24 protein-coding genes, 1 pseudogene and 2 riboswitches are annotated in these 24,974 nt (G+C 27.3%); of the genes and pseudogenes, 5 read left to right on the forward strand and 20 right to left on the reverse strand.

The genetic code is table 4. The features are described from left to right. Positions 1–55: 55 nt before the first annotated feature. Positions 56–1,597 carry an ABC-F family ATP-binding cassette domain-containing protein gene (locus tag MCORR_RS01320; RefSeq protein WP_104207801.1) on the forward strand — a complete coding sequence of 514 codons (1,542 nt, stop codon included), beginning with the start codon at positions 56–58 and terminating at the stop codon, positions 1,595–1,597. 37 nt (positions 1,598–1,634) lie between these two features. Here MCORR_RS01320 and MCORR_RS01325 read toward each other — a convergent pair whose 3' ends face one another. Genes MCORR_RS01325 through MCORR_RS01335 form a run of 3 tightly spaced genes read right to left on the reverse strand, consistent with a single transcriptional unit; the run spans position 1,635 to position 3,699 of the window. Next, complete coding sequence (locus MCORR_RS01325) at positions 1,635–2,426, reverse strand: TatD family hydrolase (RefSeq protein ID WP_104205925.1); 792 nt, start codon at positions 2,424–2,426, stop codon at positions 1,635–1,637. A 12-nt stretch (positions 2,427–2,438) separates the two neighbouring features. Beyond that, positions 2,439–2,846 (reverse strand): hypothetical protein, encoded by a 408-nt coding sequence (locus MCORR_RS01330; protein ID WP_104207802.1) that lies wholly within the window; start codon positions 2,844–2,846, stop codon positions 2,439–2,441. A gap of 49 nt (positions 2,847–2,895) precedes the next feature. Next, positions 2,896–3,699 (reverse strand): TatD family hydrolase, encoded by an 804-nt coding sequence (locus tag MCORR_RS01335; protein WP_104207803.1) that lies wholly within the window; start codon positions 3,697–3,699, stop codon positions 2,896–2,898. Positions 3,700–3,779: 80 nt separating this feature from the next. Between MCORR_RS01335 and MCORR_RS01340 the strand changes: the two genes are divergently transcribed. After that, positions 3,780–4,379, forward strand: a complete 600-nt coding sequence (locus MCORR_RS01340; protein ID WP_104207804.1) for an FMN-dependent NADH-azoreductase — start codon at positions 3,780–3,782, stop codon at positions 4,377–4,379. A gap of 112 nt (positions 4,380–4,491) precedes the next feature. Here the strand turns inward: MCORR_RS01340 and MCORR_RS01345 are convergent, their stop codons facing one another. The 11 genes and pseudogenes from MCORR_RS01345 to metG all read right to left on the reverse strand — a co-directional run bounded on the left by MCORR_RS01345 (position 4,492) and on the right by metG (position 16,867). Then, a complete protein-coding gene (locus tag MCORR_RS01345) occupies positions 4,492–5,034 on the reverse strand; it encodes an NUDIX hydrolase (protein ID WP_104207805.1) in 543 nt (180 codons plus the stop codon). A gap of 67 nt (positions 5,035–5,101) precedes the next feature. Further along, positions 5,102–5,539: a hypothetical protein gene (locus MCORR_RS01350; RefSeq protein ID WP_104205920.1), complete on the reverse strand. Its 438-nt coding sequence runs from the start codon at positions 5,537–5,539 to the stop codon at positions 5,102–5,104. Between the two features lie 63 nt (positions 5,540–5,602). Beyond that, on the reverse strand, positions 5,603–6,790 hold the full coding sequence (locus MCORR_RS01355) for an acetate kinase (RefSeq protein ID WP_104207806.1): 1,188 nt from the start codon (positions 6,788–6,790) through the stop codon (positions 5,603–5,605). A 1-nt stretch (position 6,791) separates the two neighbouring features. Further along, the gene (gene pta, locus MCORR_RS01360; RefSeq protein WP_104207807.1) at positions 6,792–7,760 is read right to left on the reverse strand and encodes a phosphate acetyltransferase; all 969 of its coding nucleotides are present in this window, start codon (positions 7,758–7,760) and stop codon (positions 6,792–6,794) included. Position 7,761: 1 nt separating this feature from the next. Then, positions 7,762–9,609 (reverse strand): dihydrolipoyl dehydrogenase, encoded by a 1,848-nt coding sequence (lpdA, locus tag MCORR_RS01365; protein ID WP_104207808.1) that lies wholly within the window; start codon positions 9,607–9,609, stop codon positions 7,762–7,764. Positions 9,610–9,621: 12 nt separating this feature from the next. Continuing rightward, positions 9,622–10,527, reverse strand: a pseudogene (locus tag MCORR_RS01370) (dihydrolipoamide acetyltransferase family protein); the annotation flags it as partial. 26 nt (positions 10,528–10,553) lie between these two features. Continuing rightward, positions 10,554–11,543 (reverse strand): alpha-ketoacid dehydrogenase subunit beta, encoded by a 990-nt coding sequence (locus tag MCORR_RS01375; protein ID WP_104207810.1) that lies wholly within the window; start codon positions 11,541–11,543, stop codon positions 10,554–10,556. Next, entirely contained in the window at positions 11,543–12,661 is a 1,119-nt protein-coding gene (gene pdhA, locus MCORR_RS01380; RefSeq protein ID WP_104207811.1) for a pyruvate dehydrogenase (acetyl-transferring) E1 component subunit alpha, read from the reverse strand. The genes MCORR_RS01375 and pdhA overlap by 1 nt, the downstream gene beginning before the upstream one ends. A gap of 31 nt (positions 12,662–12,692) precedes the next feature. After that, a complete protein-coding gene (gene lplA, locus MCORR_RS01385; RefSeq protein WP_104207812.1) occupies positions 12,693–13,694 on the reverse strand; it encodes a lipoate--protein ligase in 1,002 nt (333 codons plus the stop codon). Beyond that, positions 13,694–15,058: an FAD-dependent oxidoreductase gene (locus tag MCORR_RS01390; RefSeq protein WP_104207813.1), complete on the reverse strand. Its 1,365-nt coding sequence runs from the start codon at positions 15,056–15,058 to the stop codon at positions 13,694–13,696. Before MCORR_RS01390 ends, lplA begins: the two co-directional genes overlap by 1 nt. A 279-nt stretch (positions 15,059–15,337) precedes the next feature. After that, positions 15,338–16,867 (reverse strand): methionine--tRNA ligase, encoded by a 1,530-nt coding sequence (gene metG / locus MCORR_RS01395; RefSeq protein WP_104207814.1) that lies wholly within the window; start codon positions 16,865–16,867, stop codon positions 15,338–15,340. 70 nt (positions 16,868–16,937) lie between these two features. Then, positions 16,938–17,026, forward strand: a riboswitch (TPP riboswitch). Between the two features lie 28 nt (positions 17,027–17,054). Here metG and MCORR_RS01400 point away from each other — a divergent pair. Both MCORR_RS01400 and MCORR_RS01405 read left to right on the forward strand, forming a co-directional pair. Beyond that, positions 17,055–17,708 carry an energy-coupled thiamine transporter ThiT gene (locus MCORR_RS01400; RefSeq protein WP_104207815.1) on the forward strand — a complete coding sequence of 218 codons (654 nt, stop codon included), beginning with the start codon at positions 17,055–17,057 and terminating at the stop codon, positions 17,706–17,708. A gap of 70 nt (positions 17,709–17,778) precedes the next feature. Beyond that, a riboswitch (TPP riboswitch) is annotated at positions 17,779–17,867 on the forward strand. A gap of 27 nt (positions 17,868–17,894) precedes the next feature. Then, on the forward strand, positions 17,895–18,548 hold the full coding sequence (locus tag MCORR_RS01405; protein WP_104207816.1) for an energy-coupled thiamine transporter ThiT: 654 nt from the start codon (positions 17,895–17,897) through the stop codon (positions 18,546–18,548). 19 nt (positions 18,549–18,567) lie between these two features. On the opposite strand, the gene MCORR_RS01410 is transcribed toward MCORR_RS01405, so the two are convergent. The 3 genes from MCORR_RS01410 to MCORR_RS01420 all read right to left on the reverse strand — a co-directional run bounded on the left by MCORR_RS01410 (position 18,568) and on the right by MCORR_RS01420 (position 20,449). Beyond that, entirely contained in the window at positions 18,568–19,239 is a 672-nt protein-coding gene (locus tag MCORR_RS01410) for a hypothetical protein (RefSeq protein ID WP_104207817.1), read from the reverse strand. Between the two features lie 276 nt (positions 19,240–19,515). Continuing rightward, the gene (msrA, locus tag MCORR_RS01415; protein WP_104207818.1) at positions 19,516–20,001 is read right to left on the reverse strand and encodes a peptide-methionine (S)-S-oxide reductase MsrA; all 486 of its coding nucleotides are present in this window, start codon (positions 19,999–20,001) and stop codon (positions 19,516–19,518) included. 10 nt (positions 20,002–20,011) lie between these two features. Continuing rightward, positions 20,012–20,449 carry a MarR family winged helix-turn-helix transcriptional regulator gene (locus MCORR_RS01420; RefSeq protein ID WP_104207819.1) on the reverse strand — a complete coding sequence of 146 codons (438 nt, stop codon included), beginning with the start codon at positions 20,447–20,449 and terminating at the stop codon, positions 20,012–20,014. Positions 20,450–20,573: 124 nt separating this feature from the next. Here MCORR_RS01420 and MCORR_RS03860 point away from each other — a divergent pair, with 124 nt between their 5' ends. Further along, positions 20,574–22,532, forward strand: coding sequence for an ABC transporter ATP-binding protein (locus MCORR_RS03860; protein ID WP_104207820.1), 1,959 nt, complete (start codon positions 20,574–20,576; stop codon positions 22,530–22,532). A gap of 69 nt (positions 22,533–22,601) precedes the next feature. On the opposite strand, the gene MCORR_RS01430 is transcribed toward MCORR_RS03860, so the two are convergent. From MCORR_RS01430 to MCORR_RS01440, 3 genes are read right to left on the reverse strand one after another with little or no spacing between them, the layout of a single operon-like run. Beyond that, complete coding sequence (locus MCORR_RS01430; RefSeq protein ID WP_104207821.1) at positions 22,602–23,414, reverse strand: MurR/RpiR family transcriptional regulator; 813 nt, start codon at positions 23,412–23,414, stop codon at positions 22,602–22,604. 34 nt (positions 23,415–23,448) lie between these two features. Then, on the reverse strand, positions 23,449–24,564 hold the full coding sequence (locus tag MCORR_RS01435; protein WP_104207822.1) for a mannitol dehydrogenase family protein: 1,116 nt from the start codon (positions 24,562–24,564) through the stop codon (positions 23,449–23,451). Further along, positions 24,555–24,974 carry a PTS mannitol transporter subunit IIA gene (locus tag MCORR_RS01440; RefSeq protein ID WP_104207823.1) on the reverse strand — a complete coding sequence of 140 codons (420 nt, stop codon included), beginning with the start codon at positions 24,972–24,974 and terminating at the stop codon, positions 24,555–24,557. The genes MCORR_RS01435 and MCORR_RS01440 overlap by 10 nt, the downstream gene beginning before the upstream one ends.

Raw genomic sequence — 24,974 nt, forward strand, 5'->3', positions numbered from 1 at the left:
GATTAAGTTTTTTTGTTAGAATTAAAAATGTTAAATAAACTTGAAAGGAAAATTTATGAGTTTAATAGTATTAGAAAATGTTACACATCAAAATGGTGGTAAAAAATTATATGAAAATACTGGGTTAAGAATTAACCATGGTGAACATGTAGCTCTTCTTGGACCTAATGGTGCTGGTAAAACTACACTATTAAATATCATTTCTCAAAAAATTGTTCCTGATCATGGTAAAGTTGAATGACATCCAAAAGCTAAAATTGGTTATTTAGACCAACATCAAGAAGTGGATATGGCTGTAACTGGTGAAGAATATTTAAAAGAATCTTTCAAAGAACTTTATGATATGGAAGCTAAAATACATAAAATATACGAAGATATGGCTGTTGAATATAATGAAGATGACTTAGTTAAAGCTTTAGCTATGCAAGAAGAGTTAAACTTAAAAGAGTTTGATTTAATTGAAAAGAAAATTGGTAACTTAGTTAGTGGATTAGGTATTGAATCAGAAAATACAAAAAGACCTTTAGGGACTTTATCTGGTGGTCAAAGAGGTAAAATACTTTTAGCCAAACTACTTTTAAAAAATGATGATTTTATTTTACTTGATGAGCCAACAAACTTCTTAGATGTTGAACAAGTACAATGATTAATTGGTTTTTTGCAAAATTATGAAAACGCTTTTTTAGTTGTTTCACATGATAGAGATTTTATTAATCAAATTGTTGATGTTATTTATTCAATTGAAAACTTACAAATAGTAAGATATGTTGGTAATTATGATAAGTTTTTAGAACTTTCTGCTTTAAGAGCTGAACAATATGATAAAGCAAGAGAATCTCAACAAGGTCAAATCGGAAAATTAAAAGAATATATTAATAAAAATAGCGCTCGTGCTTCCACAGCTAAAAGTGCACAATCAAGAGTTAAACAACTAGAAAAAATGGATGTGATAGTAGCTAGACAGGATTTAGTTAAGCCAACAATGGTGTTCAAATATAAAAGACCTAATTCTTCAGTTATTATTAAATCAGATAAATTAGAAATTGGTTATGATTTCGCTTTAACTGCACCATTAACTTTTGAATTACGCGAAGGTGAAAAATGTATTGTTAAAGGTTATAACGGTATTGGTAAAACAACTTTTTTAAAAAGTGCTGCTGGAGAAATTCAACCTTTTAGTGGTGACATTAAAATGGGTAACGGGGTAGCTGTGAACTTCTTTCATCAAGTTGATGATTTTGAAGAAGAACAAACCCCAGTTACTTACTTATTAGCAAAACACCCTAAACTAACACCATCAGAAGTTAGAGCAAAATTAGGTATGTTTGGTATTAAAGGTGATCTGATGGTTAATAAAACTAAGTTGTTGTCTGGTGGAGAACAAACTAAAGTTAGGTTAGCTTCATTAAGTCTTGAACCATGTAGTTTACTTATTTTAGATGAACCAACTAATCATATTGACGTTTTAGCAAAAGAAGCTCTTTTAGAAGCTATTAAGGCTTTTGAGGGGACTGTTTTAATTACAACTCATGATATTAATTTTGAAACACAATGAGCTGATAAAGTTTTAGACTTTGAACAAATGCAAGTAGAATAAAAAACACCTTTATAGGTGTTTTTTAACATTTGATTAACTACTTATTTCAAAATAATTTTTTAGCATTATCAGCTGTTATTTCTGCTATATTATCTTTACTAAGTTTTTTAATGTTTGCAATTGAATCCACAACTAATCCAATGTATTTAGGTGCATTTGTTTTTTTAGCATAAGGTTTTGGTGTTTCATATGGGGCATCTGACTCAACAACTAAAAAATTCATTGGTATATCTTTAACAACTTTTTGTAATTGGTTGTCTTTTGTCACATGACCATTTATTGCTATAAAAATTCCTTTTTCCATAAACATTTCAGCAACTTCTAAAGTAGAGTGGAATGAGTGAACTACAGCTTTGAAATATTTCTCTTCTTTAAGAACTTTCAAAACATCTTTATAAGCTTCAAATGAACCTTCTTTGTCTTTAATATGCAAAGATAAAGCTAACTTCATTTTTTTAGCAATTTTAATGTGCGCTCTTAAAAATTTAATTTGTTGTTCTTTATACTTTTGACCTTCTCTAAAATAATCCAAACCAGTTTCACCAATTCCAACAACTTTGTCTGCATGAGCTAAAGTGTTTAATGTTTCTAATGCTTCGTCTGTAAATAAATGAGCTTGTGTTGGATGGATCCCAACCAGTGCAAAAACATTTTTATTTTTTTGCGCTTGTACTAAAGCTACTTTTGATGATTTAATATCATATCCAACATTATTTATGAAATCAACTCCATTAATTTTAGCTTCTTTTGCCATTTCGGCACTTGATATTTCATTTTCAATGTATATATTATCGTTTAAATGACAATGTGTATCGTATATTCCTGCCATATTTTCTCTTTTCTATCCACAGCTAAATTTGCGCGCTTTAACAAATATTGTTTTTGTGTTATCAATTTTAATAAAATCTAGACTATATTCTCTTTCTAAAATACCAACATCTTCTAAATGTCATATTTTTTCTCAAGCTTTGAATATATCATCTGGCATTTCCATACCAAAATCTTTTGATTTATCACCTAAAACGAAAGGTATATATCCAGATTGATTAATAATTAATTCTTGGTCATTAACATCTTCTACACAAATTAAAATTTCAACTTGCTTTGTGTAATCACCTTTGTAATCTCTATATACAATAAAATATTGTTTTAAGTTTGTTGAATTTAATAACTGTTTTATGATTTCTTCATTACCAGGCTGTTGATCAATAATTAATGACTTAATAATTTTTAAATAAATTTTGTCCATAATTTTTCTTCCTTTATATAAATTATAAAACTTTAAAAGTTAATTAATGTTATTTATTCAAATCAAAAAGTTTAATTGCATTATTTGTTGTAGCTTTAATAACTTCTTTTTTTCGTAAATTTTTTAACTCAGCTATTTTTTCAACTGTTAAATTTATAAATTTTGGTTCATTTAAATTACCACGATGTGGGTGTGGTGTTAAATATGGTGCATCTGTTTCAACTAACATTTTATCTAAAGGTATATGCACAACTGCTTCTTGAAGTGTTCTAGCATTCTTAAATGTAACAGCTCCACCAATATTAAGATAACAACCTAACGCTAAAAATTTTTCAGCTATTTCTTTATTTGCTGAAAAACAGTGAATAATGATTTTTGCTACTTGATATTTTTTTAATATATCTATAACGTCTAAATAAGCATCATATACATCTACTTCATCTCTAATGTGTATTTGTAATACTTTATTGTGTTTATTAGCTAATTCTATATGTTTGATAAAAAACTCTTTTTGTAATTGTTTGTCTTCTTTAGTATAAAAATAATCTAAACCAGTTTCACCAATGCATACAACTTCTGTGTTTTCACATAGTTTATCTAATTTATCAAAAACACTCAACTTGTGTTTAGTAACATCATTTGGGTGAATTGCAATTGCTGAATATATTATGTCTTTATATTTTTTTGCTAACTCCACGGATTTATAACTTGATATTAAATCAAAACTAGCGCATAAAAAACCACCAACATTTTCTTGTTGAGCTTCTTTTACCAATCTATCAATCATTTCTTCTTTGTATTTTCAATCATCATTAAAATGAGTATGAGCATCAAATATTTTTTTGTTATCCATCTTTTTCCTTTATTAAATTATTTTAACAAATTAATGACTTATAATATATTTATAAACTTATTAAAGGAGATTATATATAGATGAGTAAAATTTTAGTTATAAACGGTTCAGTTACACCAAGTCAAAACTCAGTGTCACAAGAACTTGGAAGAAGATTTTTAGAAGAATATAAAAAAAATAATGATAATGATGAAATCATTCATTTGGATTTGCACAAAGAAGTAGTTGGTAATAACACTTTGTCACAAGAAAATTTTGCAACATATTGAAGTGAAACAGAAGGAATGAAATTTATTAATCAATTAAAAGAAGTTGATAAATTAATTATTATAGCGCCAATGTATAATTTTAATATTTCAGGGTTATTAAAAAACTATATTGATCATGTTGCACTGGCTAACCAAACTTTTTCATATAAGTATTCAAAAAAAGGGGATGCAATTGGGTTGTTAGACCACTTAAAAGTACAAATTCTTTCTTCACAAGGTGCACCTAAAGGTTGATATCCTTGAGGTGATCATGTTGCATACTTACAAGGAACATGAAATTTTATGGGTGGTAAAGTAGCTGATCCAATATTATTGGCTGGAGTTAAAACCGAACCACTTTCAGCACTAACGCCATCAAAAATGGTTGATTCTATTCAAGAAGAAATTATTAAAAAAGCTGCTAAGTTTTAATAATCAAAAATCACTTACTATAAACTGGAAAAATAAAATCTACACTTCTCAAAAAGAAATGTAGATTTTTTATGATTAAACATTTAACAGAAAAACAATAGACAAAAATTTATTATTTTTTAATATTCAAAGTTCCGTCTTTGGAGTCTCTTTTAAATAATAGTTCTATTATTTCAGGTTTTCAAGCAACAAATTCTTTCTTACTAATTAAATTAAGAACTTGTTCTTTACTGGCTCATTTAACTTCTGCAACTTCTTCTGGTTGCAAGGTAAGTGTTTTTAAATCAACATCAAAATTTTCTTTAATATAAATATCAATAAATCCATCACTTCAAGTGAAACTCATTTTTGGAACTTGATTTTCAAAACTTATAATCAAACCTAATTCTTCTTTGACTTCTCTTTGAGCTGCTTGTCAACTATTATCTCCCGTTGTGGCAGAACCAGAAACACTAATATCTCATTTATCAAATCATTTGAAAATGGACGGGTAAGATGGGGATTTGTTAATTCTTTGAATTAGCATTTCATTTCTAGAATTAAAAATTGCTATTTTAACAACCAGTCTGTAATAACCATTAGGTACTTTTTCACCCCTAATCATTGTTTTACCAGTTTTAATTTTATTGCAATCATATAAATCTAGAATTTCCATAAAAACCTCTTTATTGATAATTTTACAATAAAAAAAGAGTTATTAAACTCTTGAAATAATTTTACTTTTAAAATTGTTTAACTTTTTCTGGGTTTTTTTTGCATATAGGGCAAGTTAACACATTAAACAATTTATTAGCTCTAAATTTTTTATACTCATAAGAAAAATTATTTAATTCTGGAATAACTTTATCAGCACTTTTAAAGTATTTATAATAATTAGTTCAATTAGTTTCTTTGTGACAATTCATACAATATACACCTTGTAAGTTGTATTTAATTACTATTGCATTTATTTGTGCAGTATATCATTCAAAGTTATAGACTTCTTGACTTATATCCATGTATTTATCAAATGAATTTAATAAATTTTTCTTTACGTCATCAGCCATTGCTGAGTTTGAACTATTACGTTTATAAATTACTGGTAATATTATAGCTGTTAATAGCACTACAAAAAAGTTTAGTGCAGCAAAGCAAATGTTCAATTTTTCAAATAATGACATATTAATTTCCTCCATTTAAAATATATTTATAATTTTATAATAAAAAAGAAACAAAATTCTTTTTTATTTAATTAATTTGATTGTGTCCAAACAAATCATTAACTCTTCATTGGTTCGCATTACAATAACTGGTATTTTAGAATTTTTTGTTGATATAACTTTTGATTCATCATAATCAACTTCATTAGCTTTGCTATCTAATTCAATATCTAATAAAGGTAACCTTTTAAGAATTTCTTCTCTAGTTGTTTCTGAATTTTCTCCAATTCCTGCTGTAAAAACTATTGCGTCAATATCATGACCAATTAAATTTGCAAATCTGATTATATAATCAGCTGCTACTTGTGAATATTTATTTAATGATCTAATAAAGTTTGGCTTATTTTGTTTGTAACCGTTTGTAATATCACGCATATCACTTGTTTCACCAGACATACCCAGTAAACCTGATTGTTTATTTAAAATAGAGGTTGCTTCTTTAACTGTAATTTTTAATTCATTACAAATGTATTCAATAATTGAAGGATCAATATCACCACTACGAGTTCCCATCATTACACCAGCTAGTGGTGTAAGGCCCATTGTAGTATCAAATGACTTACCTTCTTTAATACAAGCGATAGAAGCTCCATTACCTAAATGGCAAATAATTGCATTAACTTTATTTAAATCTTTATTTAAGTTATTTGCTAATTGTTGAGTTATATACTGATAACTTATTCCATGAAAACCATATTTTCTAACCCCATGTTTTTCATATCATTCATATGGTACAGCATATAAATACTGCTCCTGATTTAAAGTTTGATGATAAGCAGTATCAAAACATGCTACAAGATTTGCATTTGGCATAACTTTTTTAACTGCTTCAATAGCAGTAATAGCACCTGGATTGTGTAATGGGGCTAATTTAACTGCGTCTTTTATTGTATTAAACACTTCTGTTGAGATAACTGAGGATTCAGAAATAGTCCCACCGTGAACAATTCTAAAACCAACAGCTTTAATTGCTTCAGCACTTTTAATGATTTTCATTTCAACTAATTTCTTTAAAATGAAATCTACTGCAACTTCATGATTTGGTAAATCTACTTCAAATTTATATTTGGTTCCTTCATATTTAAATGAAACAATTCCATCAATAGTTATTCTTTCAGCTAAACCATCTAAAATATCTTTTGGTTGTTTTTCAGAAGTATCAAATAATCTAAATTTAATTGAACTACTTCCTGCATTTACTACTAATATCATCTTAAACCTCCAATGCTTGGTAAATTGTTATTATTGCTGTGTTTATGATATCAACAAGCGTTGCACCACGACTAAGATCATTAACTGGTTGATTAAACCCTAATATAAAAGGGCCAATAGCTTCAAATCCACCCATTCTTTGAGCTATTTTGTATCCTATATTTCCAGAATTAATATCTGGGAACACAAACACATCAGGTGTTTTTTTTATTAAAGAACAATTTTTAAATTTTTTGTCTCTGATTTCTTTGTCTCATGCTGCATCAAATTGCATCTCACCAGCAAAAATAAATTCTTGTTTTTCAGATTCTAATTTTGCAACAGCCGCTTTTACTCTTTCAACATCTTCACCAGCTCCAGAACCATTTGTTGAATAACTTAGCATTGCAACTTCAACATCATTAACACCAAATGATTTTGCAAAATTAGCAGTCATTTTGGCTATATCAGCTAATTGTTCACTGGTTGGTTTTATATTTAAAGCACAATCTGTAAAGAAATAATTTTCTTCACCACGGTTCATTATAAACGCACTTGCAGCTAATGCTACATTTGGTTTTGTTTTAATGATTTGTAATGCTGGTCTAATTGTGTCAGCTGTTGTAAAAGTAATTCCACAAAGCATACAGTCAGCTTCTTTTGATTTAACTAGCATAGCACCAATATATGCTGGTAAGTTCATTAACTTAGTAGCTTGTTCTAAATTAGTTTTATCTTTTCTTAATTCAATGAACTTATCAATAAATGGTTTTTTATCTAATTCATTCATACAAATTACTTTGATATCAGTTTCAAGATTTTTTGAAACTGCATTTTTATTGTTAAAAATAATAGTTACATTTGCAATTTTGTTTTTTACAAGATAGTTTGCAACTTCTTGGATTTTTGGTTCTTCACCTTCTGGTAACACTATTGTTTTTTTGATTTTAGAATCAATTAATTTTTTTTCTATTTGTTTTACTGAATACATATTAAAAGTTTAATGGTTTTCCAGACTCTAATGCTTCTGCAGCTTCACCAATAGCTTCACTCATTGTCGGGTGAGGATGAATAGCTTTTGCTAATTCAGTAATTGTTCCTTCACATTCAATTAATGTAGTAAATTCTGAAATCATGTCAGTTGCTCTGTTACCAATAATATGAGCACCTAAAAGTGTTTTAAATTCTGGTTCACAAATAATTTTTACAAAACCTGTTGTGTCTTCATCAGCTAGAGCTTTACCAATTGCTGCAAATGGGAATTTAAATGTTTCATATTTAACACCTTCTGCTTTTAATTGTTGTTCAGTTTTACCAATTGCTGCAATTTCAGGGTGTGAATAAATACAACTTGGAACTTTTGCATAATCTATTTTTAAATCATGTGTTCCTGGTTTGTTTGATTTAAATGCAATTCTATTTGCTGCAATAACACCCATATGTGATGCTACGTGAGCTAACATAATTTGACTAGTTACGTCACCAATAGCATAAACATTTTCTAGGTTTGTTTCACCATACTCATTTGTAACAATTGATTTTCTTGGACTTAATTCTAATCCAATTTCTTCAAACCCTTTAGTTACAGTTTTACGCCCAATTGATTCTAAACAGTAATCTGATTTAATTGTTTGGTCTTTTCCATCAACTTCAAAAGTAACTTCTTTACCTTTAATAGATTTAACTTTTGCATTAGTGTGAATAGTCATACCATTTTTTGTAGTTAATTCTTTTGTGATTAAAGAAATAATATCTTGATCTAATAGTGGAAGGATAGTTGGTGCTCCTTCAAGAACAGTAACTTTTGAACCAAGTGAAGCAAACAATGCTCCAAATTCAATACCAATAACTCCACCGCCAATAACTGTTAATGATTTTGGTATTTTAGGAATATTTAATATTTTAGTTGAATCAATCAAGAAACCAGATTTTCTTCCTTCTTCAAAACCAGGTAATGGTAATTCATTTGGAACTGATCCAGATGCAATAATTAAATTTTGAGCATAATATTTATCACCATTAACTTCAATAATATTTTTATTAATTGCTCTAGCTTCACCAATAATTTGGTCAACTTTGTTTTTAGTTAATAACATTTTAACTCCACCAGTTAATTTTGAAACAACTCCATCTTTTCTTTGAAGAGCTTTTGTTCAATTGACTGTAGGTTTTTTATTTTCACCCATTTCAATACCAAGGTTTGCAGCTTTATGAACTATGTCTTCGAAAACTTTTGCTGTTCTTAACAATGACTTTGTGGGAATACATCCAACATTTAAACAAACACCACCATAGTATTGCTTTTCAATAATTAATGTTTTAAATCCTGCTTGTGCAGTTTTAATAGCAGAAACATATCCACCAATTCCAGCTCCAATAACAATAACGTCATACTTTTCTTTAACACCAGTCATATCAACTGGTGCTGCTTGAGCAATGGATTGTGTTGGGGTTGGGGTTGGTTTTGATGCTTGTGGTGAAGGTCCTCTTGAAGGTATTACATCATTTGAAACCGGAGTTGATCCAACAACACTTGCATTTTCTTCAATAGGTTCATTTTTAGCAGCTTCTGGTTTGGTTTCTTCAACTGGAGTTGAATCACCTTTTCCATCATCAATTTCAACTACAACTTCTCCAACTTTGATTTCTTGTCCTTCAGTTATGTTAAGTTTTGCAATTTTTCCAGCAACTGGTGCTGGAATTTCTGAGTTAACTTTATCAGTTTCAACAAAGAATAAAGCATCACCTTCTTTAATTTCTTGTCCTAATTTAACAAGAACTTCGGCAACTTTACCCTCTGTTAATCCTTCTCCGATATCGGCGAATTTTACTTTATACATTCTATAATCTCCTTACATTAATAATAGAGCTGGATTTTTTAAGTAGTTTTCTAATTTCATTAAAAATCTACCTGCATCTCCACCATCTATAATTCTATGGTCACATGTCATTGAGAATGGCATTATTCAACCTGATTTTATTTCATCTTTAACAAAGATTGGTGTTTTTGTCATTGTTCCAACACCTAATATAGCTGATTCGGGTGAGTTAATAATTGGAGTTGCATAATCTAAGCCAACAGCTCCAAAGTTTGAAACTGTAAAAGTTGCATCTTTCATCTCACTCATTGCTAATTTACCTTCTCTTGCTTTAGAAGCTAGATCAGATATTTGAACAGCTATTTCAAACATAGTTAATTGATCTGCTCCTTTAATTACAGGAACCATTAACCCTTTTGGAGTATCAACAGCAACACCTATGTTAACATTGTGTAATTGTAAAATTGCATTATTTTCAACATCAGCTCTCACATTAACATTTGGCATTTCTTTTAAAATTTTTGCAGCTGCTTTAATAATAAAAGCTAAGTAAGTTAATTTGATCCCATTTGCTTCACAAGAATCTTTTAGCATTGCGCGCATGTTGTATGTTGATGAAATGTCTATATTTTTCATTCCAGTAAATGCTGCATTTTCTGTTTTAGATTTAACCATTGCTTTAACTGTTGCTTTTCTTATTCCATTCATAGGAACTGAATCTCATGATAAAGGTGCATCAATAGCTACAGATTTTGTTAAAGCAGGTTGAATATTATTTGAAGTTCCAGTGTTTGCGTTTGTTGGAATGCTTGTTGAAACATTATCTAAATCTTTAACTAAAATTCTCCCATGTGGACCAGTCCCAGTTAAAGTACTTAGGTCTATATTTTTAGCTGCAGCCATTTTTCTAGCTAATGGCGTAGCTTTAAAATTGTTTGTACTCATTTTTTAATGTACCTCTCTAATTAAAATTTGTAGTCTAGTACGTTTTGCATAGCTACCAATATTTTTTGTGGGTTTACTTGATGAAAACCTTCACCTCTGTCATAAGGAATAATAACATCATATCCTGTACATCTAGATAATGGTGCTTTTAAATATTCAAAGCATTTTTCATTAACTGTAGTTATAATTTCAGTTGAAACTGAAAATGATCTAACAGCTTCATGAACTACTAATAATCTACCTGTTTTTTTAACTGATTCGATTACCATTTTTTTATCTCATGGTTGAATTGATCTTAAATCAATCAATTCAATTGTTGCGTTCGGATGTGAAACTTTTAATAATTCAACAGCTTTCATACAATCGACAGTTTGTGAACCATAAGTTACAACAGTTAAATCGTTTCCTTCAAAAATTTTAAAACCTTCACCAATTGGCACAGTAAAATATCCTTCAGGAACTTCTTGTTTAAATGCTCTGTATAGTTTTGTTGGTTCTAAAACAATAACCGGGTCTGGTGATTCAATTGCTGCTAAAATTAATCCTTTTGTATCATATGGGGTTGATGGTAAAACAGTTTTAATTCCTGGTATATGTGCATAAATTACTTCTAATGCTTCAGAGTGATGTTCTAATGCTCTAATTCCCCCACCCATTGGCATTCTAATAACCAAAGGTGCAGTTCATTTACCACGACTTCTATTTCTCATACGTGAAATATTTGTAATAATGTTTTGCAGTGATGGTAAACCTAATCCTTGAAATTGTAATTCAATAACTGGTTTCATTCCATTCATAGCCATCCCTAACCCAACACCAGCAAACATTGCTTCTGATATTGGTGCATTGAAACTTCTTTCAATACCATATTTTTGTTGTAGTCCTTGAGTAGCTCTAAAAACTCCACCTTCAAGTCCAACGTCTTCTCCAAAAACAATAACATTTGGATCACGATCCATTGCTACATCAAGAGCTTCTGTTACAGCTTTAATACTATTGATAATTGCCATTAGTGGTGTCCTCCATCTTTTGATTCTGGGTATTTTGCAAAAAATTCTTTTGCTTCATTCATTTGTTCTTTTAAATCTTCAGTTAATTCAGAATATTGATAATTAAATATATCTTCAATTCCGTAGTTTTTATTTTCTTCTACTCAAGCAAACTCTGCAGCAATATGAGCTGATTGTTCTTCATCTAATTTGACTTGTTTTTCTTCACTTCATAATTTTTTATCAATTAAATATTGTTTCATTCTAATTAATGGGTCATAAAGTTTAGCATTCTCAAATTCAGGTTTTGGTCTATAAACATCTGGTGAGTCCGATGAAGAGTGAGCGCCTAATCTATATGTATCATATTCTATAAACACTGGTCCATTTCCTGATCTTGCGAATTCAACAGCTTCTTTAGCAACAGCTCATGAAGCTAAAAAATCATTACCATCAACTTTTATTGAAGGAATACCAGTTGCAATTCCTTTTACAGCTAAGTTTATAGATTTTGTTTGTTCATAAGTTGGTGTTGAAATCGCTCATTTGTTATTTTCAGTTATAAAGACAACGGGAACTTCATGAATTTTTGCAAAGTTCATTGATTCATAAGTTTCACCTTCACTCATTCCACCATCCCCAGTAGTTGTTAAAGCAACACCATCACGTTTTTGGTATTTTTCTGCAAAGGCTAATCCAGTTGCTTGTGAAAATTGAGAACCAATAATAATGTTTGGTGGTAAAGAATTAACCCCATCTGGTGCTTTAGCACCCATTTCATTTCCAGTTCAGTAAAGCATGATGTTTCTAATTGGTTGCCCCATAGTTAATCATGCTGCATTGTTTCTATATCCAGAAACAAAAAAATCTTTTTTGGGATCTAAAACCATTGTATACGCAACTTCACAAGCTTCTTGACCTGTTGAAGAAAGAAAAGATAATAATCTTCCTTGTCTCTGCATTTTATTTTGATAATCATCTTGTCGTCTTGATAAATTCATAATTGAATAAGCTTTAATAAGCTCTTCATCAGAAATTTTTGGCATTAAAGTTGGATTTATAACTTTACCATCTTTATCAATAACTCTAACAACCTCATCTTTTAAAGGATCGAATTTTCCGATATATTTTGTTTTCATTTATTTTATACTCTTTCTAGTTTATTTTTTATTAGAGGATTAAACCTAAAATATCTTCTATTTCAAATGCTTCCCCAAAAATTTGTTTCAAATCAAAATTATTTAATACATCTTTGATTTGTTGGTAATCATATGAAATGTTTGTTAAATGTTTTTCAAGTTCTTCAGTTCCTTCATAACCTAAAAAATCACCATATATTTTTATTTTTGAAATATTACCTTTATCAATATTTAGCTTTATTTCAAGCAATCCTTTTGTTTCTAAATATGCTTTTTTTGATAATTCAAAATCTTCATTTTTTCCAAATGTTCATTCTCTTAACTTGTATTTATTTTCTCATAAATTAGTAACTATATCTTGTTGGTTTGAATTCAAATTAATCCACTTAACTTCTTCATTAACTGTATAACTTTTTATAACACCTTCAATAAATGCTTCTATACTTACATCTTTGTTAATATCAGTTAATAATCTTTTAATATTTGCTACTCTTGCTGGTTTTGATTTAACTTTTTGGTGTTTTATTTTTTCAGGATCAACATTTAAATATTTAAGAATTTTAGGTAATTCAACATCAAACAATAAGGTCCCATGTTGTAAAACCTTTTCTTTACTTTTTAATTGTGCATTTCCAGAAATTTTATAACCATCAATTTCAATATCATTTCTCCCAGAAAAATTAGCATTTAAATTTTCTGATTGTAAATATTTGATAATTGGTTTTAAAACATCAGCAAAACTCGTTTCAGTATTTTTGTCGTTATTAACAATCAATGAATAACATACATTACCCATATCATGAAAAACGGTTCCTCCACCTGTATTTCTTCTTATAATGTGAACATTATCTTTCATAGCTTCATTAATATTAATTTCAGCATATGTATTTTGATTTCTACCAACAACAATAGTGTTAGCATTTTGCCAAATATATAATATTGGGTCATTAGTTTTAAAATGATATGTTAAATATTCTTCAAGCGCTAAATTGTATGATGGGTCATTAGTTTTAGAAATAATTAAATTAATCATTATTTCTTTTTAAAGTAGTTTAAACCTAAAACCTCTAATCCCGCTAATGTAACGAAATTGTATGGTTTATTAAAGTGAGGTAAAAAGAACATATCAATCAATGGAAGTTCATCAATTGTTAAATCTTTTTGAATACCTAAAGATAACATATGAATTAATTCAGTATGATTATTTTCACCAGCTACTTGTGCTCCAATAATTTTTCTAGTTTTTTTGTCTCAAACAATTTTAATTCAAGCTTGCTTGTAAGTTGCCATGAATTCTGGTCTATCAGAATCACTAAAACTTACAGTTTCATAATCTAATCCAAGTTTTTTAGCTGAAGTTTCACTAACCCCAGTTGAAGCCATTTTAAATCCAAAAACTTCAATACCATTAGCCCCAGTAAAACCAGGTGAAGGAAGTTTATTTCCATTAACAATATTAGCAGCAGCTAAAATCCCAGTTCTAACAGCTGTTGTTGCTAATTGGATAGGTACTTCAGCATTCAAAGCTTTGTTATATACTGTTGAGCAGTCTCCAATGGCATAGATGTCAGGATTTGATGATTGGCAAAACTCATTTGTAATAACAGCTTTTCTGTCACTTAAATCCACAACACCTTCTAATGGTTTTGTTTGTGCAACCACACCAACTGAAAAAACTACGTAATCAGTTTTGATTTCTTCTTTTGAAGTAACAACTGAAGTAACTTTACCATTTGAATCACCTTTAAATTCTTTAACACCTTGATTAAGTGCAAGTTGAACTCCAGCATTTTTCATTCTTTCTTCAACGTGTGAAGTAAATTCAGCATCATAATAAACTGGCATAATTCTGTCTGCAAAGTCAACTAATGTGACTGTTTTACCATGCGATACAAATGCATCAACTAACTCAACACCAATATAACCAGCGCCAACAACAGTTACATGTTTAATTGATGGGTCAATATTAGCTTTTTGGATCGCTTGAGCATGTGCATAATTTTTACAAATTTGAACGCCTTTTAAATCCAACCCTGGGATAGGTGGCAACAGTGGCCATGTTCCTGTAGCAACAATAACTTTGTCATAGTTATCATTATAAACTTCACCAGTTTCTAAGTTTTTAACTGTAACAGTTTTTGCTTTTTTATCAATAGACAATCACTCATGTTTCATTCTCACTGTGATTCCCTCTGATTTCAGAATTTCTGGGTTTGCATAGAATAATCCTTGAGGATCTTGGAATTCACCTTTAACTCATAATGCAATACCACAACCTAAAAATGAAATAACATCGTTTTTATCGTATGTTGTTACTTCTATTTCAGGGTTTAATCTTTTTAATGTTCTAACAGCTGTTGTACCAGCATGGTTAGTACCTAAAACTATAACTTTCATTTAAAGTCTCCTTTGATTTATTTATTTGGGTGGAATATTTTTTAAAAATTTACTGTCATTGTAGAAAATATTCTTATATAAATTATACTCCACATTATTTTTGTATAAACTAAAAAAAGTAAATTAAAAAATTATTTTTAGTTTATTTATTTGTATAATAAAACCCTTATAAAAAATAATTCAATTTTTAAATGAAAATATATTGTTTTATGAAAACTTTATTTTAATGCAATATTAAAATAAATAATAAAAATAACCTTAAAATGTTAAATTTTAAGGTTATTTAATTCTATTGAACAATATTTGCTTTGATTCAATTTTTTCGAATTTCATTTCTAAAATATTATCAAAGTTTATTATTTCAATTTGTTTTTTCGAAATACCCATATCATTAAACATTTTATCTGTGTTTTCAACCAATATAGGTTTTAATAACAAAATAACTGCCACTATAGCTTTTTGAAGAGTTATAAGAACTTCTTCAAGTTCTTCAAATCTCTCTTCTTTAGCTAAAGTTCAAGGAGTTTGTTCTTCAATATACTTATTTAAAGTTTTACCTAAATCTAAAACAACTCTTGTAGCTTCACTAATTTTATACTCATCCATTAATTTTTTATAATTATTAATTGTTGATATAACTTCTTTTTCAACAACACTATTCATTTTAATGACACTATGATTTAGTTTACCTTCAAAGTATTTAGTAATCATTTGATTTGTTCTTGATATTAAATTACCAACATTATTTGCTAAATGAGCATTATATGATTCAACGAATAAATCTTCAGTAAAGTTACCATCTTTTTCAGTTGGCAATTCATAAGCTATATAAAATCTAAATCCATCAGCGCCATATTTTTGAATTATTTTAATTGGGTCAACTACATTACCAATTGACTTACTCATTTTAGTTCCGCCACTAAGTATTCAACCATGCCCTAATAAATGGTTTGGTTGTCTTAAGTTTAGACCTTTTAAAATGGCTGGTCAATATATTGAGTGAAATCTAATAATTTCTTTTCCAGCTAAATGTAAAATTTCTGTGTCCTTATCGCCTCAATATTTATTAAAATTGCTATCATTTTCTTGTAAGTATCCAAGTGCAGTTATATAGTTAGTTAATGCATCAATTCAAACATAAACAATGTGTTTTGGATTTTCATTAATTGGTATACCTCAACTAAATGAAGTTCTTGTTACTGATAGATCTTTTAACTCTGGTTTGACAAATGAATTTATCATTTCATTTCTTCTATACGCTGGAATTAAAAAATCACTAGCTAAAACATCATTTTCTATAAAATTTTGAAATTTAGACAATTGTAAAAAATAAGTGTCTTCTTGAACAACTACAACAGCATTATTTGATATTTTACATCTATTATCTTTTGTGATTTGGTCAGAGTTTAAAAACTCTTCACAACTAACACAATAAAAACCTTCATATTTACCTTCATAAATATATCCTTCTTCTAATAATTTTGTAAATATCTTTTTAACAGTTTCTTCATGATAAACATCTGTTGTTCTAATAAATTTATCATAATCAATATACAAAAGATTTCACAAAGTTTTAAAACTTTCTACTTTATCTTTCAAATATTCCATTGGCGTTAAATTTTCTTCTTCAGCTTTTTGCTCAATTTTTTGCCCGTGTTCGTCACTTCCTGTTAGAAAGTAAGTTTCATAACCATCAAGTTTTTTATATCTTTTTAAAATGTCAGCTAATGTTGTTGTATATGCATGACCAATGTGTAAATTTCCTGAAGGGTAATAAATTGGGGTTGTTATGTAAAATTTTTTGGGCATATATGACACCTTTCTCTATTATTAAAATTATTTTATCATTTTTTAGGTTTTGATTTTGATATAATTTATTTATAAAAGGCAGAGGTAGCGAAAGCTTGAGAGAAACTCTTAAAACCTGATCTAGTTAAAACTAGCGTAGGGAGTCCTAAATTGATTTTTTCTGTTTTTTTATGTGGGGGTTTTTTACATGGAAAAACATTTTTTTATAAATGTTAAAAGGCTTAGAACAAAAGACATCGCCATAATGGGAACGATGTTATCAATATATGTTATCTTAAATGCAACCACAGCATTTTCTTTTTCTATTTTCTTTTTATCATTTAACTTAAAACTTATTCCAATATTTATACTAGCAGCTTATACTGATTGATTAAGAACTTTAATTATTGGTTTAATTGGGGGGTTAATTGGTTATTTTTTGCCAACTAACGCAGACGCGGGAATACCTTTAGCTTATATTTTTGATTATTACTTTCCATTATTGTTTGTTAGTTTTTGTAGCGTATTATTACCAAGAAATTATAAAAAAATAATTAATTATTCAAATTTTTATAATTCATTTATTGGCCATTTTTGAGGTGTTATAAAAACTTTTTTTATTTGATTGTGGCAACAAAAAATTTTTGTTTTAGTTTTAGCAATTTATGTAATAATGAGTTATTGTTCAAAAATAATAGGTGGAGTTTTATTTTGGTCTGCTGGCAAACCAGAAGGCGATAACGTTTGAATTTGATCTATGATTTATAATATACCAAACTCTATAAATAACTTTATTTTTTTCGTTTTATTTATTCCAATTACTTGTTACACAATAGAACCTATAAGAAAGCAAATATATTAAACAAAAAAATAAAAATTTTTTATTTAAATATAGCATTGAATTTTTTTGAACAATATTGATATAATTTATTTATAAAAGGCAGAGGTAGCGAAAGCTTGAGAAAAACTCTTAGAACCTGATCTAGTTAAAACTAGCGTAGGGAGTCCTAAATTGATTTTTTCTGTTTTTTTATGTGGGGGTTTTTACATGGAAAGACATTTTTTTTATAAAGTCAAAAAGCTTAGAGTAAAAGATATAACAACAATGGGTATAATGTTGGCTTTATATTTAGTTTTAAATGTAATGATAGGTTATTCTTTTGGTGGTTTATATTTTACAATTAATATACAATTCATTCCTATCTTTATTATGGCTATTTACACTGATTGGTTAAGAACATTAATTGTTGCAATGATTGGGTCTATAATTGCTTTTTTCTTACCAGCAAATTTAGATGCTGGTAATATTCCAGCTTACTTATTTGATTATGCAATTCCTTTATGAACAATAGCATTTTGTAGCTTATTTATGCCTAGAGAAATTAAAAACATTGTTAAATATTCAAGTTTTTATGATAAACGTATTGGTAAAATTTGAGGTTCAATAAAGTATAGTTTTATTTGAATTTGAAGACAAAAGGGATTTGTTATTGGCATTTTTGTTTTTGTAGTATTGTTTTTTATTTCAAAATCAATTGGTGGAGTATTATTTTGAAGAGGTGATAAACCAATTAATTTTCAACTATTTATTTGAGCAGGAGGTGTGAATCTACCTAACTCTATTATTGATTCAATTTTATTAGGTATTCTTATTCCATTAGTTTGTAATATATTACAACCAATCAAAAAACAAATATATTAAAAGGAATCTTCTTGCTTCCTTATTGTATTTTATCAAACACTTCGTTTACACTTTCAATATACAATTGATACGATTTTTTGGGAACATATTCAGTTTTTGAAGTGTTTTTTAAATTTGTAATTTTTTTATTTTTGTATATATCACGTAAGTCTTTCCACATATGTAACTCTTTTATTTTCTTTACTTTTATTTCAAAATCATTAGCTTCATTTGAAAGTTTGTTTCAAATGTAATTGAATTTAGAACCATTTTTGGTTCTTTTTATGACTTGCGATTCTGATGTTTTTGGGTGTTTAAATACCACTACCAAATCGTAAGAGTATTCTATACCACCACTAATCTTTTCATTTAATTTTTTCATTGTTATTGCTGTTGTTGAATCTTCTAGTTTTCAAAATTCTGGTTTTTCCAGCATTTCTTTAAATGCATTGAAAATGAAAAGCTTTATTTTTTCAGGTTCAAAATTCTGGTTTGGTTTTCTTTTCTTTGATTGCGACAACCAAATTTGAAAATCTAAATCAAATACACCATCGTTGTGTAAAACTAATTTCCTTTTTCCACTTCCTGTTAAATATATAAAACAGTTGACATTGAATTCTTGTTCGATTTGTTTTTTAACACGCTCACTAAACCAAGTCGTAATTTGTTTTTTTTGTTGACTATATTTACTTTTTGGTAACCATTCTAACATTGTTTGTATCTCCAATTTTAATATTTTTATTAATCACCCATTAAACTTATTTATATTTTAATTGCTTAAAACTTTTTATAATGTTGTATATTGGTTATGAAAAGCATTACTTTGTTTTAAAATATCTTAGTAAAATTTTTTTTTATTCTTTTTATTATGTAATTTTAGATAAAAATATTAATTACTTATCTGTTTTCATTTCAAGACCTAATTTTATTATTTAATTAAACGCTTTAATCTTAACTTGTATTAAGTTAAGATTAAAAAATTGTTTCCTTATTTTTTATATTTTGATAAATCTATATGGCAATACCCATTTGGGTTTTTGTCTAAATATTTTTGGTGGTATTCTTCAGCATTAAAAAAGTTTTTCAATAACTCATTTTCAACAACAATTTTTTGGGGATCATTGTTTTGTTTATCAGATATATAGTTTTTTGAATAATCTAATATAGTTTTATCTTTTGAGTAAATTCCAGTTCTATACTGAGTTCCTTTATCATTTCCTTGTTGATTTAATAAATAAGGATTTATAATCGAAAAATACAAATCAAGAATTTCTTTTAAACTTATTTGATTTTCATCAAATTCTATTTTAATAGTTTCAGTATGATTTGTTTTGCCCGTACACACTTGCTCATAAGTTGGATTATCAATATCTCCTTGAGCATAGCCAACAGTTGTTTTTAATATTCCATTTTGATAATCAAAGAATGCTTGAACACCTCAAAAACATCCTCCAGCTAAATATATTGTTTTCATTTAATATCTCCTATTTAGTTTTATGTTTATTAATCATATCAACAAACATTTCATTTATTCCACTTAAGTTATCTTTATTTAAATTCATTTCATCTTCATATGCATCAATCATTTTACAAACCTTTGCTACAAGCACTTCACCTTTATTTGTTAAATAGATTTCATTTTCATTTGCTCTTGAAGAAGTTTTGATTACTATAAATCCCTCTTTAATAAGTGTTTTTATGTTTCTATGTAATGTTGGTGTAGTGGTATCTGTTAAATAAGCTAACTCTGTTTGACTTATTCCTTCTACATTTTTAATAAACATTAAATGAAAATATGCTAATGGATATAATGATGGATATTCATGTGTTATTATTTTAGTTATTTGTCTTTTAATAATCATTATAAGTAGTTCACCCTTAAGTAAAACACTTAAATTATTTAAATTATATTTCTTTTTCATTGCATCCCTTTCGTTAAAATAGTAATATATAACTAACTTGTTTCATTTGAAATTAGTTATATTATTTGAAATATTTATTATCTTGTTAGATTTATTAATTTTACTAAAAAGTTAAGGAGATTATATGGAATTAAACAACAAAAAAATAAATGGTGTTAGTTATCACTTATTAGAAGCTATAAAAAATAGAAAAGGTTTTTCTATAGGGGTTTTATTACTCACTATTTTTACTGTTTTATTAATGGTTTGAAATATTAAATGCGTAGAATTGATTACTTCTTTATTGGTTTCTAAAAGTGTTATAGATTCTATGAAAGATATAGATCCAAAAAATATACAAACACTTATACAATTATTAAAATTACCAGAAGACATAAATCCTGATCAAATTATGAAGATATTAGCTAGTTGTTCAACAACACCAGAATTTTATCAAGCCATTATTCAAGAATTTTTTTATAAATTTATAAGTTATGATGGGTCACAAATTTATATTAATATTTGAGGGGTTAAGTTTGGTTTGTTTGTTTTAGCTTATTCAATGATAACGGATATAATTATTATAATTATTATGTCTTATATAAAATATATCTTTTCTGGGAATGTAGCTTTAGCTTACGAAAATAAATTAAGACGCCAACTAATTAGTAAATTAATTGATCAAGATGTTCAATTTTTTGATTTGAATCAATCAGGACAAATTATTTCAACAGTTATAAAAGATAGTGGGGTTTTGAATAACTATATTAAAGAAGCTCCAGTGATTATTCTTTTAGCAATTTCAACAACAATTTCTTCTGCAATTTTAATGTTAACTATTAGTTGAAAACTTGCGTTATGTGTATTTGGACTATTAATACTTTTTGTAATTATTATTTTTATTAGTATTAAAATTTCCAACAAGGCAACTAGAAAAATAAATGCTATAACTGAACAACAAAATAATGATATGAGTGAAAAAATATATAGTATTAAGTTAATTAAATCATCAGGCACTTTTGAAAAAGAAAGAAAACACTTTGATGACCTTATTCAAAAAACAAACAAAAAAGAGAAAAAGAAATTTTTTGTTGGCGAGTTACCCTCAGCTTTAATTATTGGTGGTGTTGGAAGTTTTTCAATGGCTTCTATTGTATTTGGTGTCTTCTTATTTATTAATGATACACAATCATTAATAAGTATCATTTCTTCTTTCACAACAGGTGTTATCACTATGACAATCCCAATTATGCAATTAAGACCTATTATTAACGAAATACCAAGAACCAAAATAGCTGCTTGTAATATATCAAAACTATTAGAAAGTGAAATTAGAATAGATAAATTTAAAACTCAAAGAATAAACGAAAAAGTGGAATCAATTAAGTTTGATAATATTAGTTTTATTTATCCAAATACTGAAAAAATTATATTAAAAGATTTTAGTGTTAAGTTAGTTAAAGGTAAGAAATATGCTTTTGTTGGGCCTACTGGCTCTGGTAAATCCACAATAGCTAAATTACTTTTAAGATTTTATGAAATTCAAAATGGTGAGATATTAATTAACAATAATATTAATCTAAGAGATTTAAATCTTAAATCTTGATTAGATAAAATAGGTTATGTTGATCAAGAACCACAAATACTAAGTGGAAGCATTTATGATAATGTAGCTTATGGTTTAGAAAATAAAACTATAATTGAAATAGAAGAAGCATGTAAAAAATCAAAACTACATGATTTAATTATGACTTGACCTGATGGATATAAGACAATTTTAGCTGAACGTGGCGCTCAACTGTCTGGTGGTCAAAAACAAAGATTAGTTATCGCTAGACTTATTTTAAAAGATCCTGAAATATTAATTCTTGATGAAGCCACTTCTGCACTAGATAATATTGTAGAATCTGAAATTCAAAAAGAACTTGAAGTATTAATGGAGGGAAGAACCACTATTTCTATTGCACATAGATTATCAACTATTAAAAACTTTGATAAGATATTTGTTTTAGAACCTGGTGTTGGAATTGTACAAACAGGAAATTTTGAAGAGTTAACAAAAAAAGAAGGACTATTTAAGGCTCTTTATAAATTATCAAAATAATGTATAGTTATTTATTAATAGGCAACTAAAAAATAAAAAAGGCTATTACAAGCCTTTTATAAATTTAAATTAATCTTTTTCTATTTTTTTGTTGTTCACAAATCAATTTACAAATAAAAAATCTAATGAATGCATAACTAATTGAGCTTTTATTGAGTTTATATCTCACAATAACGATTCATCACTATCAAACTTAATGAAATCAAGGAATAAATTTTGAAAATCACAAGTTTTATTAATAATTCCTAAAAGATTAGTTTTTTTAGTAAGTTGTTCAGCAATTCCTTTAATTAATGAATTGTTTCCAGATATCGTTATTAAAATAACACAATCATTTTTGGTAATCGTGTTTATGTATGTTTCAATAGACACTGGGTCTGATTCTGAAATTATATTTAAACCTTTTCAACGCATTCTTTGCACAAAATTTTTTGATATATTATATGAAAGATTAAACGCAAAAATAAATATTCTTTTTGAAGTTGTAAAGCAATCATTAAAAATTTTAATATCTTTATGTGAAAGATAATTAAATTGTTTTTCAAAAGATTCATTATGTATTTCTACATACTTTTTATAAAAGACCTTTGAATTGTTATTTATTTTTTCTGAAACATTTACAAAATTTCCATCAATAATAATAGATTTAGAAATATCTGAAAGTCTTAACTTTAATTCTCTGTAACCTTTTAAATTAAGTTTTTCTGCAAACCTTGTTATTTTTGTTGGGCTGGTGTTACACTCTTTAGCAATTTGTGTTGTTGTAATATTATCTATATTATTAAAATTCTGTAAAATAAATAACGCTATCTTTTTAGTTTCTGTGCTTTGGTTTTCGTTTGTTGAAAGAATTTCAATTTCTTTTAATAGCTTGCTATACATTTTTTCCTTTACATAATAAAAAGTGATTTCTTATTTAATTTATTATATATTTTTTTAAAGCATTTATTTCATTGATGGAAAAATTTAGGTTTGTAGAGCAAAAATTTAAAATTTCATTATTGTCTTTTATTTCTACATTTGTTTCATTTTCTGAAAGATAGTAATTGATTCCGTTTAAAAAACTCATATATATTGTTTCACAATTTAAAGAATATTTAATTGCATATAATATCATCGGAGATATTCTATCATCTGTTTTTAATTTTGATAATGTGTTTCTTGCTACTCTATGTAGATCATCATCAACTTTTTTATTCATAAATCTTTTGATAATACTTATTGCATATGATTTAAGTTCTTTAGCATCTGCATGAAATTTGTGTTCTAAAATTGAAATGCATTCGTCTAAATACTTTTCAGTAAAAAGTAATACCTCTGAATTTTGTAAAGCGTTATATATAGTTGAAATGGATTTAAATTTATCATTTTTATATATATATCAAGCAAGTGAACAATGCAAAGAATTTAACATATATAGTTTTTTTGAAACTTCAAAATCAATGTTTTTTGAAGTTTTTAATCCAGATAATTTAGGCACATCGCCAGGTCATTGATTAGCGTCATAAATTCAAGAATAATATTCTTCTACATTTAAACTTTTAGCATTTTTTAGTTTGCTTATAGGAATAATTCTATCAACAACACAATCAACAAAGAAGAATTTTTTTTGAGTTTCTTTTTCAAAAACTTTGTCTTTAAAAAAGCTTGATACTTTATTACCATTTTCACAACACATAACAATAATTTTTTTTGTTAATTTTTCTGCTAATTTTTCAAATCATGGTTTCAATTTTATTAAATTTTCTTTGCCAATAGATATTGTGATTAAATCGATGTTATTAAGTAAATTTGTGTTTTGCGGTTCAAAAATTTCATTTAAAGTTAACGCATTTTCAATTATATAATTTTTATTTACATTTTTTAGTTTATTTAAATATGTGAGACTAACCATTTTTGTTTTTTTCAAATCGTCTATAACTTGTTGGTTAACATCTAGAAAAGTGAAATTAATGTTTTTATTGTTATCTTTTAAAACTGGCAATATAAAACCTTTTCCAATGTTCCCAGCTCCTATGTGTACTATATTCATAATTCTTCTGCAATGATTAGTTTATTTAATTTTTCTTCAGTTGGCTTTAACAATAAATCTTCGTAAAATGTTTCATTCATAGCGTTTATTGCTAAGTTACTTAGTAAATCAATTTGGTCTTGATTTTTTATAGCAATACCAACAACTATTTGTACAAGTGAATCATCTCAAAAAATAGGTTTTTTAAGGTGATGAATTACAAGCCATGTTTCTGATATATTTTTACTTTCTTCATATGTCCCATGGGGTATAGCTATCTTATAACCTATATTAAAAGATGCCATTTTTTCTCTTGTATATATAGAATTCAAATATTTTTCACTAACACCTTTTTCTTTAAGATCGTTTATAATAGCTTTTAAGGCTTCTTTTTTATTCTTATAAGAACAATTCATTTTAACTGATTGCAT

Source organism: Mesoplasma corruscae (genome assembly GCF_002930145.1).
GTDB classification, from domain to species: domain Bacteria; phylum Bacillota_I; class Bacilli_A; order Mycoplasmatales; family Mycoplasmataceae; genus Entomoplasma; species Entomoplasma ellychniae.